Source organism: Massilia rhizosphaerae (genome assembly GCF_016093545.1).
Lineage (GTDB): Bacteria > Pseudomonadota > Gammaproteobacteria > Burkholderiales > Burkholderiaceae_D > Telluria > Telluria rhizosphaerae.
In genome coordinates, this window is record NZ_JADKYX010000003.1 from 311,604 (window position 1) to 324,718 (window position 13,115).

Below are 13,115 nucleotides of genomic sequence, written 5' to 3' on the forward strand. Positions count from 1 at the left end.
CCGAGACGATGATGACAAAAACCCTGAGCAGCAGCCTGCTGATCACCCTGGCGGTCCTCGCGACCGCCGCCTCCGCGCGCACCCCGGCGTCCGGCCCCAACGAAGTTGCCACCGCGCGCCACTATGCCGCGCTGATCGCGGGCCCCCAGCCGAAGACGGCGGAGCTGGTCCTGTTCTTTTCGCAGATGCCCAAGGGCGGCGACCTGCACCACCATTACTCGGGCGCGATCTATGCCGAGACCTATGTCGACTGGCTCGACAAGCAGGGCGCCTGCGTCAACAAGCTGACCTACCGCATCGAGACCGACAAGGCCGTCGTCGAAGCCGAACGCGCCAAGCAGCCGAAGGACCGCACCTGCCTGTCGTCGGCCGACGTTTACGCCGACGACGCCACGTGGCGCGAGCTGCTGCAGCATTGGTCGAGCAAGGATTTCCACAACCACGGCGCGATCCAGCCGCCGCCGGACCGCCAGTTCTTCCAGACGTTCGGCTACTTCGGCCCCGTCTCGGACCATAACTTCCACGACGGCCTCCTCGAACTCAAGAACCGCGCGCTGGCCGAGAACGTGGCGTACATCGAAACGATGTTCAAGAGCCCGGACTCGGTGTCCGATCCGGAGTTCGACAAGCGCGCCTGGGACACCGCCCGCGACGACGCGAAGTTCGCGCAGCTGCTGGAAACCGCGCGCCAGAAGCTCGACGCCACCCCGGCGTTCAAGGCGTCGGTCGACAAATTCGTCAAGACCGTGAACGACGCGGCCCAGGGCATCGACGACGACAACTTCACGATGCGCTACCAGACCTACGTCGTGCGCCTGTTCTCGCCGTCGCGCGTGTTCTCGTCGATGCTGGCCGCGTTCGAGTCGGCCGCGCGGGGCGGCAAGATCGTCGGCGTGAACATCGTCGGCCAGGAAAGCCAGATGGTGGCCATGCGCGACTACACCTTGCACATGCAGATGTTCCGCTACCTGAAGAAGATCTACCCGAAGGTCAACATCGCGCTGCACGCGGGCGAGCTGGCGCTGGGCGACGTGGCGCCGGAAGACCTCAAGTACCACATCGACCAGGCCCTGAACGTGGCGGGCGCGCAGCGCATCGGCCACGGCATCGACCTCGCGCACGAGACCAACGCCATCGGCATCATGAAGACCATGCGGGCGAAGGACATCCCCGTCGAGATCAACCTGACGTCGAACGCCTTCATCGAGGGCGTGCAGGGCGAGAACCATCCGATCACGCTGTACCGCAAATACGGCGTGCCGTACGTGATCTCGACGGACGACGCCGGCGTCACCCGCCACAACCTGGCCAATGAATACGTGCTGTTCGCCAGCCGCTACAAGCCGAGTTATGCGGAGGTGAAGCGGGCGTCGTACAACAGCATCCGCTACAGCTTCCTGCCCGCGGCCGACAAGGCGCGCCTGACGCGCCTGCTCGACGCCCGCTACGCGCGCTTCGAGGCGGACATCGCGGCGCTCGACCGCACCATCGTGGCACACTGAGCGGATCGCCGCTCAGCCCCCCTTGCCGGCGGCGGTTCCGCCGCCGGTGCCCGTCTCTCCGATCGCCGTTTCCTCTCGCTGCGTCGACGCGGCCTCCGCATGGGCCGCCGCTGTGGCCAACTTGCTACAGAATGCGACATTTCTCATTTTGTTTGCCTAAAAAACAAGCGGAGCGATTTCATTTGAGAACGCCCCATTTATCATTCAGCCCTGTCCGATCCTGAGGGAAAGGGCAAGCTGCACGCGATGCCTTGCCCGTTTTTTCGGCAACTTATACGCGCAAGCTATAAATTCCCAAGAGAAAACGTATTTGTCTCGATAAGAGCCTTCATGCATATTGGTCTTTTATCAATCCAAAGTCAGAGAAAAAAAACAACTCAGGCATTTAATAGCCTGGAAACAATTGCCCGCTAAACTCGAGTGGGCTGCCTTTTGCTGGTGCATCGTCATCCACTTACGCACCGCAAAACAGCAGAACGAACAAGAGACCGGCTGTCATGAGCGACCGGTTCGGGATTGCAGTACTGAGAGGGGGAACTTCGTTCCCAACCATAACATCAAGTCTATTTGGGGTTAATCCAATGATCTATCAAAAGCGGATCCAGCTGACCAAGCTGGCGCTGGCTCTGTCGGTCGCACTCGCGGGCGCGCCGGCACTGGCGCAGAACACGACGTCGGCCGTTGCCGGCCGCATTTCGAGCGCGGACGGCCGACCGGCCGCCGGCGCGTCGGTGCAAATCGTCCACACCGAATCCGGTTCCGTCAGCAACGTCGTCACCGATGCCCAGGGCCGCTACATCGCGCGCGGCCTGCGTACCGGCGGTCCGTACACGATCATTATCACCAAGGACGGCGTCACCGAAAAACGCGAGGGCGTCTACCTGAAACTGGCGGAGACCACCGACGTCGACGCCACCCTCGGCCAGCCGATGCAAGTGGTGCAGGTGTCCGGCAACCGCGCCCGTGCCGAGATCTTCAACAGCAGCAATATGGGCGCCGGCACCGCCATCAGCGCCGCCCAGCTGCAGACCCAGGCGTCGATCAACCGCAACCTGCAGGACTACGCCCGCGCCGATCCGCGCGTGTCGCAGACCGACAAGGAGCGCGGCGAAATGTCCGTCGCCGGCCAGAACTCGCGCTACAACACCATCACCATCGACGGCGTCAACGTGAGCGACACGTTCGGCCTGGAGTCGAACGGCAGCCCGACCGCGCGCCAGCCGATCTCCATCGAAGCGATCCAGTCGGTGCAGGTGAACGTCGCCAACTACGACGTCACGCAGAAAGGCTACACCGGCGGCAACATCAACGCCGTCACCAAGTCCGGCACCAACAAGTGGAAGGGCGGCATCTACTACGTCTACCGCAACGACAAGTGGGCCGGCGACCGCTACGACAACACCAAGGACACCTACAGCGCGCCGCCGTCGTTCGACGAAACCACCAAGGGCGTGTGGGCCAGCGGCGCGCTCGTCAAGGACAAGCTGTTCATCTTCGCCCTGAGCGAGGAGTTCGACAGCACCCGCGCCTCGTCCAACTATGGCCCGATCGGCGGCGACGGTTCGACCACGGTCGGCATCACCCAGTCGTCGATCGCGTCGGCCCAGCAGATCGCCAAGAACGTCTACGGCATCGACATCGGCACCCCGACCGCCGGCGGCTCGCGGATGACGTCGCGCGAGCAGATGCTCAAGTTCGACTGGAACATCAACGACGACCACCGCGCCAGCCTGCGCTACTCGAAGACGTCGCAGAGCGAGCCGATCTATCCGGGCTATTCGAACAGCGGCATCGGCATGACGTCGTCGACGTACAACCAGGAAAAGAGCATCGAGACCATCGTCGCCCAGGTGCTCTCGGACTGGACGCCGAACTTCTCGACCGAGTTCAAGGCGTCGCAGCGCATCTATGATTCGGCGCCGAAGAACAACAGCCGCCTGCCGGCCATGGCGCTGCAGTTCTCGGGCCCGTTGCCGGCCGACGCGCCGGCCGGCGTGCCGACCGCGACCCGCTACCTGAACTTCGGCACCGAGCGTTCGCGCCAGTTCAACGTGCTGGGCACCAAGACCTATGACCTGTACGCCGGCGCCACCTGGACCCTGGGCGACCATGCGATCAAGTTCGGCGCCGACAACAGCAAGAACGAGATCTTCAATGCGTTCCTGCAGGACGTCTACGGCAACTACACCTTCGGCTGCGCCGACTACAACACCATCGGCGGTTACACGTCGGTGCCGTCGGGCTTCACCTGCTCCAAGGGCACGAATGCGCAGATCGAAGCGGCCGTGCTGGAGAACTTCCGCCGCGGCCGTCCGACCTCGTACAGCGTGCAGCTGCCGGCGCCGGGCGTTCCGTCGCTGAACGATGCGGCCGCGACCTTCTCGATGCGCGACACCGGCCTGTTCGTGCAGGATACCTGGAACGTCAACAAGAACCTGACCTTGACCTATGGCGTGCGCGTCGACGAGACGGGCGTGGGCGGCCGTCCGCTCGCGAACAACGCCGCGGCCCAGCCGCTCGTGGCGGGCAACTTCGCGACCGGCAAGGCGCAATCCGGCGGCTTCGGCTACGACAACACCGTCACGCCGGACGGCCAGAAGCTGTGGCAGCCGCGCTTCGGCTTCAACTACCGCTTCGACAGCGCGCGTCCGACCCAGGTGCGCGGCGGCGTCGGCCTGTTCCAGGGCGCGGCCGCGGCCGTCTGGATGGCCAACCCGTTCTCGAACACGGGCGTGTCGACCCGCATCGTCAGCTGCTCCGTCACCGGCACCGTCAAGTGCCCGCAGGGCGACGGCTTCCTCAGCGTGAATCCGGATGCGCAGCCGAACATCGCGGGCGCGCCGGCCGCCAAGGTCGACTTCCTGGATCCGGGCCTGCACCAGCCGTCGATCTGGAAATCCAACGTCGCCTTCGAGACGGAACTGCCGTGGTATGGCCTGGTGTTCGGCGCCGAGTACCTGTACACCAAGAACAAGGACGCCATCTATTACGAGAACCTGAACCTGGGCGGCGCGACGGCCACCGGCCCGGACGGCCGCGAGCTGTTCTGGAACGCCGCCGGCATGAACGCGGCCAACTTCTCGGCCGCCAATGGCTCGGTCACCGTGTCGCGCAGCGTGACGAACAAGTTCCTCAGCAACCGCAGCTTCACCGACGTGATGCTGGCCCGCTCGACCGACAAGGGCCGCTCGAAGATCGCCACAGTCTCGCTGACGGCGCCGATGAGCCGCGGCCTGGGCTGGTCGGTGGCGTTCAGCCACACCGACGCGACGGAAGTCTCGCCGCTGACGTCGTCGGTGTCGACCTCGAACTGGAACGGCCGCTCGGTGTTCAACCCGAACGAGGACGTGGCCGCCAACTCCGGCTACCTGGTCAAGAACCGCATCAACGCGCTCGTGAACTGGGAAAAGAAATTCTTCGGCGAGTACAAGACCCGCTTCGGCGTGTTCTACGAGGGCCGCTCGGGCAAACCGTTCAGCTGGACCTTCAACAACGACATGAACGGCGACAGCCAGGCCGGCAACGACTTGATGTACATCCCGAGCGCCATGGGTTCGGGCGAGGTGATCTTCGCCGGCGACACGGCGACCAGCCACGCCAACGAACAGAAGTTCTGGGACATCGTCAACGCCAACAAGGCCCTGCGCAATGCGAAGGGCGGCGTGGTGGGACGCAACAGCGACTTCGCGCCGTGGACCAACAGCTTCGACCTGCGCATCAGCCAGGAAATCCCGGGCATGTTCAAGCGTAACAAGGGCTTCTTCTCGCTGGACTTCATCAACTTCGGCAACCTGCTGAACAAGAAGTGGGGTCACATCAACGAAGTCGCCTTCCAGTCCGCCGGCGGCCAGGCGCGCAGCTTCGTCGACTACGCGGGTATGCAGAACGGCAAGTACGTGTACGCCGTGCGCCCGCAGGTCGAGGACTACGTCGTCCGCCAGAACAAGGGCGAATCGCAGTGGGCGATCCAGGCAACCGTCAAGTACGAGTTCTGACCTGAACGCGTAGCTCGACGTGTCGACGGCCGGTGGCGACACCGGCCGTTTTACGTCGTTGTTTCGCCGTCCGTAAAGACCCGCGGTGGCGGCGCCGATGCCATAATCGGTGGCTGCCGTCCGCACTCCAAGAGGCTACACATGATCGATTCCCGTTCCTTCGGCGCGCGCCTGTCCTCCCTGGCGCTGGGCGTGGCGCTGCTGCTGTCCGGCTGCGCCGCGCCGCCGTCCAAGCCGGTTCCGATCGAGATCAACCTCGTCGCCCTGAACGACTTCCACGGCAATCTCGAGCCCAGCAAGTACACCTACACGCCGCCCGGATCGACGCAGCCGCGCACCATCCAGGCCGGCGGCATCGACGTGCTGAAAGGCGCGCTGGACGCGTTCCGCAAGGACGACCCCGACCTGCTGTTCGTCGCGGCCGGGGACCTCGTCGGCGGGAGTCCCGCCGAGTCGTCCATGTTCGCGGACGAGCCGAGCATCGTGGCGCTGAACCGCATGGGCCTCGTCGCGAGCTCGCTCGGCAACCACGAATTCGACCAGGGACCGCAGGAACTGCTGCGCCAGCAGCACGGCGGCTGCGCGTCGCCGCGGCCGGCCAAGGCGTGCCGCTTCGCGCCGGACTTCAAGGGCGCCGGCTTCACCTACCTCGCCGCCAACGTCGTCGACGCCAAAACGGGCAAAACCCTCGTGCCGGGCTGGCGCATCGTCGACGTCAAGGGCGTCAAGGTGGGCCTGATCGGCGCCGTGCTGCACGACCTCGCGTCCGTGACGGTCGCCGCGTCGATCAAGGGCCTGGCGATGGGTGACGAAGCGGCATCCATCAACGCCGCGCTGCCCGCGATGCGCGCGCAGGGTGCGCAGGTGTTCGTCGTGCTGGTCCACGAAGGCGGCTTCGCCGACCAGCCGTTTTACCAGGCCGGTTGCGACACCCTGCACGGTCCCATCGTCGCCATCGCGAAGAAGCTCGACCCGGCCATCCGTCTCGTCATCAGCGGCCATTCGCACACGGGTTATCTGTGCAAGGTGGACGGCCGCGTCGTCACGCAGGCCGACGCCTACGGCCACCTGCTGTCGCGCATCCGCTTGAGCGTGGACCCGGCCACCAAGGCCGTCGAGGACATCCAGGTGCGCAACGTCGTGATGGCCCCTGGCGCATTCACGCCCGATCCCCGCATGACCGCCTATCTCGCCGACGTGCGCGCGAAGAGCCGCGCGGTGCTGGCGCAGCCGGTGGCGCGCATCGCCGCCGCCATCTCGCGGCAGGAGACGCCGTCCGGCGAATCGGCGCTGGGCGACGTGATCGCCGACGCGGTCGTCGCCGCCACGCGCGACCAGGGCGCGCAGATCGGCTTCATGAACCCGGGCGGCATCCGCGCGGACCTGGAGACGGAAGCGGGCGGCGTCGTGACGTTCGGCCAGGCGCAGGCCGTGCTCCCGTTCGGGAACACGCTCGTCGTCATGGACCTCACCGGCGCGCAGCTGCGCCGTGCGCTCGAACAGCAGTGGGACCGGCCGGCGTCGTCCGACCCGTCCATCCAGGCCGTTTCCAGCAGCCTGACGTATGACTGGGACGGCACGCTGCCGGCCGGCCGGCGCGTGTCGAACGTGAAGGTGGACGGCGTGCCGCTCGCCGACGACAAGACGTACCGCGTGGTGGCGAACAACTTCCTGGCCGAGGGCGGCGACAACATCCCGGTCTTCGTCAAGGGCACGCGCCGCGTCGCGACGGGCTTGCGCGACATCGACAGCCTGATCGCGTATTTGAAGAAACATCCGGAGCTGGGCGGCACGAGCCTGGCCGCGCCGCAGCGCATCCACAAGGTGCGCTAACGATATAAACCGTAAAATTGTATTGAACGAAAGCGAAAGATCCCGATGAAGAAAATCGCATGTGCCGTGGCGCTGATGGGCGCCTTCGTGTCGCTGGACGCGGCCGCCTGGGGCACGGACGGCCACCGCGCCGTGGGCGCCATCGCCGACAAGCTGATCAAGGGCACCCACGCCGAGGCCGGGGTGAAGGCATTGCTGCTGCCGGGCGAATCGCTGGAAGCCGTGTCCACGTGGCCGGACTGCGTGAAGGGCAACTGGTGCGGCCCGCAGACGCCGGAGATGATCGAGTACGTGAACGCGAACCCGAAGCATAGCGAATACCACTACACCGACGTGCCGTTCCAGCTCGACCACTACCACGACGGCGCCGCCGGCACGGCCGACGACGACATCGTGCAGACCCTGAAGCAGGCGATCGCCGTCCTGCAGGGCAAGGACACGCCGGCGACCAATCCGCACAAGTTCACGAAGCGCCAGGCGCTGATCCTCATCACCCACCTGGCCGGCGACATCGTCCAGCCGCTGCACGTGGGCGCCGCCTTCGTCGACAAGAACGGCCACTTCGTCGTGCCGAAGACGAAGGCCGAGATCGACGAGACCGTCGTCTTCGATTCGCGCGGCGGCAATAACTTCCTGATGGACGACGCGAAGATCGAGCGGATGTCCGCCAACCTGATCCCGCCGGGCGATCCGAAGCCGGAAAAGCCGGGCGTGCCGAAGGCGCTGACGAAGCCGTTCCACTCGTACTGGGACAGCACGACGGTCGACTACGCGTTCCGTCGCATCCGCACCAAGACCCCGAAGCAGTTCGCCCAGGCCGTCATCGACGGCAAGCCGGACGTCGCGCCGGCCACCGGCGACCCCGTGACGTGGCCGTACCAGTGGGCGGACGATACGCTGGCCGTCTCGAAGATCGCGTTCGCCGGCGTCACGGCGGGCAGGATCGTGCCGCAGACGAGCAAGAAGGGCGAGACCTATTACACGTGGACCCTGGAAGTGCCGGACGATTACCCGGTGCCCAGTTCGGCCCTCGCGAAGACCCAGATGATCAAAGGCGGCTACAACCTGGCCGCCTTGCTGAAGGCGATCTGGCCGTAACCACGGCGCCACACCTTGGCAAACCGCCGCGCGCTCATGAGGCCGCGGCGGTTTTTTCTTTGGCGCGAGCGCACCGCTGGGGGCCGGGTGCCGTTAGAATCGGCGGCAATCTTATCCAGGACCATGACCATGCTTCGTTTCGCCGCTTCCTTGACCGCGCTGTGCGCGCTTGCCTCGACCGCCTCGACCGCGCTTGCCGCCGAACCCGGCACACGCGATCTGCCCTTGTGGGAGGCGGGCGTGGGCGCCGCCATGTTCAGCACGCCCGCGTACCCGGGGTCGTCCGACCGCAGCAACCGCGGCATCGCGCTGCCGTTCCTCCTGTACCGCGGCAAGGTCTTGCGCGCGGACCAGGGCGGCGTGGGCGCGCGCCTGCTGAACACGGACAAGGTCGAATTCGACGTCGGCTTCGCCGCCGCGCTGCCCGCGCATTCGAAGGACGTGGCCGTGCGCCGCGGCATGCCGGACCTCGGCACGCTCGTCGAATTCGGGCCGCGCGTGAAGGTCAAGTTCGCCGACCTCGGCGACGCCGGGCGCGTGCGCTTCGAGCTGCCGGCGCGCGCCGTCATCGAAGGGCGGGGCGGGCTGCGGCGCCAGGGCTGGACGACCGAGCCGCGCTTCGTGTGGGAACGGCGCGGCGACGCGGGCCGCTGGACGCTGGAAGGGCAGTTGGGGGCCCTGTTCGGCGACCGGCGCATCCACCAGTATTTTTACGAGGTCGCGCCGCAGTACGCGACGGCGGACCGGCCGGCGTACCACGCGGGCGGCGGCCTGATGCTCGTGCGGACGGGATTGTTCGGTACCTACCGCATCGACCCGGACCTGCGCGTGTTCGGGTTCGTCCGCCTGGACAGCTATGCGGGGAATGCGAACCGGGACAGTCCGCTGTTCCGGCAGAATACCGGGGTGTCGGCGGGGGTGGGTTTCGCGTGGACGTTGGCGCGCTCGTCCCGCAGCGCGAACGAATGAAGCCGTAGGGTGGGGTGATTGATGCCGGGGGCATCAATCACGTGCCCACCATCAACGCGACTTGACGAACGGCTTGCCGATGGCCTTCGGCGCGACGGACTTGGCCATCAACCCGGCCAGCACGACCACGGTGACGATGTACGGAATCGCCTGGATCAGCGACCCCGGCAAGCGCCCCACGACCGGCAGGTCGACGCCTTCGAGCTGGATCTGGATCGCGCCGAACAGGCCGAACATCAGGCACCCGAGCACCGTGTGCAGCGGCCGCCAGTTGCCGAACACGAGGGCCGTCAGCGCCAGGTAGCCGGCGCCGGCCGACATGTCGCGCAGGAAGAAGCCGCTCTGGACCAGCGTCAGGTACGCGCCCGAGAACGAGCACAGGACGCCGGCCACGAACATGGCGAGATAGCGCGTGCGCTCGACCGACACGCCGGCCGCGTCGGCCGCATGCGGGTTCTCGCCGCACGCGCGCAGGCGCAGGCCGAAGCGGCTGTGGTACACGACCCAGTGCACGACGGGCAGCAGCAGGAAGGCGAGGTAGACCAGCACCGACTGGCCGCCGATCAGGTGGCCGTACAGCCAGCCGATGACGGGGACGTGCTCCAGCGCGGCGGTGCCGGGCAGGGTGATGTCGAGCAGGCGCGCATTGCGCAGGTCCGGCGTGCGGCCGCCCTGCTGGAAGAAGAACTGCGCGAGCACGAACGTCAGGCCGCTCATCGCGATGTTGATGGCGATGCCGCACACGAGCTGGTTGCCCTTCTGCGTGATCGACACGAACGCCTGGACCATGGCGAGGGCGACGGACACGCCCATGCCGGCGAGGATGCCGTACCACGGGTTCTGCGTGGCGTAGGCGACGGCGGCGGAGGCGAACGCCGACGCGAGGATCTTGCCTTCGAGGCCGATGTCGACGACGCCCGAACGCTCGGCGAACAGGCCGGCCAGCGCGGCGAACATCAGCACGGGCGCGTTGCGCACCGTGGAGACGATGATGCTGGCGATGTGGAAGTCTTCCATTCAAGCCTCCTTGCTGGAGCGGGTGAGGTTGATCAGTTTCAGGAGCGCCGGGGCGTAGAAGTTTTCCATCGCGCCGCAGAACAGGATGATCAGGCCCTGGATGAAGATGAACGTCTCCTGCGGGATGTTCGGCTTTTCCAGCGACAGGTCGAAGCCGCCCTGGATCAGCGCGCCGAACAGCACGGACGACAGGAAGATGCCGACCGGATGCTGGCGGCCCATCAGCGCGATGGCGATGCCCACGAAGCCCGCGCCGGCGGGGAAGTTCAGCGACAGGTAGTGCGTGGAGCCCATCACGGAGTTGACGGCGCCGAAGCCGGCCAGCGCGCCCGACACGAGCATCGTGACGATGATCGTGCGGCTGATCTTCACGCCCGCGTAGTGCGCGGCGTGCGCGTTCAGGCCCGTGGCCCGGAGCTCGTAGCCCCAGCTCGAACGCCACACCGCCACGCCGTAGACGACCAGCGCCACGATGGCGAGGACGAAGCTGACGTTCAGCGGCGTGTCGCCCAGCACCGGCATGATCTTGTTCAGCAGGGGCAGGGCGGCGCTGTCGGCGAACACGCGCGAGGCCGGGTTCTGCTGGCCCTCGGGGATCAGGTATTTGACGATCACGAAGTTCATCAGGCTCGCCGCGATGAAGTTGAACATGATCGTCGTGACGACGACGTGGCTGCCCCGCTTGGCCTGCAGGTAGCCGGGGATGAAGGCCCATAATGCGCCGAAGACGGCGGCGCCGATCATCGCGAGCGGAACGAGGAGCCAGCCGGGCAGGTGGGCGTCGAGCGCCAGCACGACCCACGTCAGGCCCAGGCCGCCCACGTACATCTGGCCTTCGGCGCCGATGTTGAACAGGCCCGCCTGCATCGCGATCGACACGGCGAGGCCCGCGAAGATGAAGGTGGTCGCGTAGAACAGCGTGTACGCGAGGCCTTCCGGATCGAGGATGGCGCTGTCGACCAGGATGTGCAGCGACTCCGACGGGCTTTCGCCCAGCAGGTGGATCACGAGCGCCGCGACGAGCAGCGCCGACATCAGGTTCAGGATGGGCAGGACGAAGCCGGTGGCCCAGCGTGGCAGTTCGGTTTTTTTCATGCTCGGCTCCGGCCTCAGGACTTGTGCATCCCGCCCATCAACAGGCCGATGCGGGTGGTGTCGAATTCGTCGATGGGAAGGATGCCGGCGATGCGGCCGCCGCACATCACGATGATGCGGTCCGCGAGCGCGCGCACCTCTTCCAGCTCCACCGACGACAGCAGGATCGCCACGCCTTCGTCGCGCAGGCGCAGGAGCTGCGTGTGGATGCTTTCGATGGTGCCGATGTCGACGCCGCGCGTCGGCTGGCCGACCAGCATCAGCTTCGGCTTCGCGGCCACTTCGCGCGCGATCACGACCTTCTGCTGGTTGCCGCCCGACAGGAGACCGATGCGCAGGTCGGGATTGTTCGGACGGACGTCGAACGCCGTCATCAGGTGCGCGCAGCGTGCGGCGATCTTCTTGGTGTCGAACAGGCCCCAGCGGTTCTTGACCTTGTCCTGGTAGCCGAACACGGTGTTCTGCATGACGGAGAAATCCTTGATCACGCCGTCGCGCAGGCGGTCTTCCGGCACGTGGCCGATGCCCAAAGCGCGGAACGCCGCAGGCAGGCCGTCCGCGTTGGTGCGGCCCGCGTACGGCAGATCCTTGCCGAGGAATTCGACGGTTCCATGCGTCGGCAGGCGCATGCCGGACAGGATCTCCAGCAGCTCGCTCTGGCCGTTGCCCGACACGCCCGCGATGGCGACGACTTCGCCCGCGCGCAACGTAAAATCGATGTCGGACAGCAGGGCCACGCCGTTCGCGTCCTTCAGTCCCAGGCTTGAGACCTTCAGCACTTCCGCGCCCGGATTGAGCGGCGCGCGCGGCAGCTCGCTCTGGATCGGGCGGCCGACCATCATGTTGGCCAGTGCCTCGCGCGACGTCTTCGCCGTCTTCACCGCACCGACGACGCGGCCCGCGCGCATCACCGTTACCTCGTCCGTGATCTCCATGATCTCCTGCAGCTTGTGGGTGATCAGGATGATGGTCTTGCCCTGTTCCTTGAACAGCCGCAGGATCTCGAACAGCGACGCCGTCTCCTGCGCGGTCAGCACGGCCGTGGGCTCGTCGAGGATCAGGATGTCGGCGCTGCGGTAAATCTGTTTGAGGATCTCCACGCGCTGCTGTGCGCCGACGGACAGGTCGTGCACCGTCGCCAGCGGGTCGACGTCGAGCCGGTAGCGGTCGCAGATCTCGCGCAGCTTCGCCTCGACGGCGCCGCGTTTGGCGGCCAGCTTGAAGCCGCCCTCGTTGCCCAGCATGACGTTGTCGAGGACCGTCATGTTCTCGACGAGCATGAAGTGCTGGTGCACCATGCCGATGCCGAGGGCGATGGCTTCATGACTGGTGCGGATGTCGCGGGGCTGGCCGTCGACCAGGACCTGGCCGCTGTCGGCATTGTAGTAGCCGTACAGGATGCTCATCAGTGTCGACTTGCCGGCGCCGTTTTCGCCGATCACGCCGTGGATCGAGCCCTTGGCGATCGCGAAGCTGACGTCGGTATTCGCCCGCACCGCCCCGAAGGCCTTGCTAATGTTGCGAAATTCTACGGCTGACTGCATGGCGGTCCGTTTTCGGTAGACAGAGTAAAAGGGAAGGCATTCACTTAAAAGCGCGCCGCGCC

8 protein-coding genes are annotated in these 13,115 nt (G+C 66.1%); 5 read left to right on the forward strand and 3 right to left on the reverse strand.

Translation table 11 applies throughout. The features are described from left to right. Nucleotides 1-11: 11 nt before the first annotated feature. The 5 genes from ISF28_RS07070 to ISF28_RS07090 all read left to right on the forward strand — a co-directional run bounded on the left by ISF28_RS07070 (nt 12) and on the right by ISF28_RS07090 (nt 9,397). Nucleotides 12-1,502, forward strand: coding sequence for an adenosine deaminase family protein (locus tag ISF28_RS07070; RefSeq protein ID WP_198116451.1), 1,491 nt, complete (start codon nt 12-14; stop codon nt 1,500-1,502). A 581-nt stretch (nt 1,503-2,083) separates the two neighbouring features. Then, on the forward strand, nt 2,084-5,497 hold the full coding sequence (locus tag ISF28_RS07075; protein WP_198116452.1) for a TonB-dependent receptor: 3,414 nt from the start codon (nt 2,084-2,086) through the stop codon (nt 5,495-5,497). Between the two features lie 141 nt (nt 5,498-5,638). After that, nucleotides 5,639-7,330 (forward strand): bifunctional metallophosphatase/5'-nucleotidase, encoded by a 1,692-nt coding sequence (locus ISF28_RS07080; RefSeq protein WP_198116453.1) that lies wholly within the window; start codon nt 5,639-5,641, stop codon nt 7,328-7,330. Nucleotides 7,331-7,375: 45 nt separating this feature from the next. Continuing rightward, a complete protein-coding gene (locus ISF28_RS07085) occupies nt 7,376-8,428 on the forward strand; it encodes a S1/P1 nuclease (RefSeq protein ID WP_198116454.1) in 1,053 nt (350 codons plus the stop codon). Between the two features lie 129 nt (nt 8,429-8,557). Beyond that, the gene (locus ISF28_RS07090) at nt 8,558-9,397 is read left to right on the forward strand and encodes a MipA/OmpV family protein (RefSeq protein ID WP_229518918.1); all 840 of its coding nucleotides are present in this window, start codon (nt 8,558-8,560) and stop codon (nt 9,395-9,397) included. Between the two features lie 51 nt (nt 9,398-9,448). On the opposite strand, the gene ISF28_RS07095 is transcribed toward ISF28_RS07090, so the two are convergent. From ISF28_RS07095 to ISF28_RS07105, 3 genes are read right to left on the reverse strand one after another with little or no spacing between them, the layout of a single operon-like run. Then, on the reverse strand, nt 9,449-10,414 hold the full coding sequence (locus ISF28_RS07095; RefSeq protein WP_198116456.1) for an ABC transporter permease: 966 nt from the start codon (nt 10,412-10,414) through the stop codon (nt 9,449-9,451). Continuing rightward, complete coding sequence (locus ISF28_RS07100) at nt 10,415-11,509, reverse strand: ABC transporter permease (protein WP_198116457.1); 1,095 nt, start codon at nt 11,507-11,509, stop codon at nt 10,415-10,417. 14 nt (nt 11,510-11,523) lie between these two features. After that, the gene (locus ISF28_RS07105; protein WP_198116458.1) at nt 11,524-13,053 is read right to left on the reverse strand and encodes an ABC transporter ATP-binding protein; all 1,530 of its coding nucleotides are present in this window, start codon (nt 13,051-13,053) and stop codon (nt 11,524-11,526) included. Nucleotides 13,054-13,115: the final 62 nt, after the last annotated feature.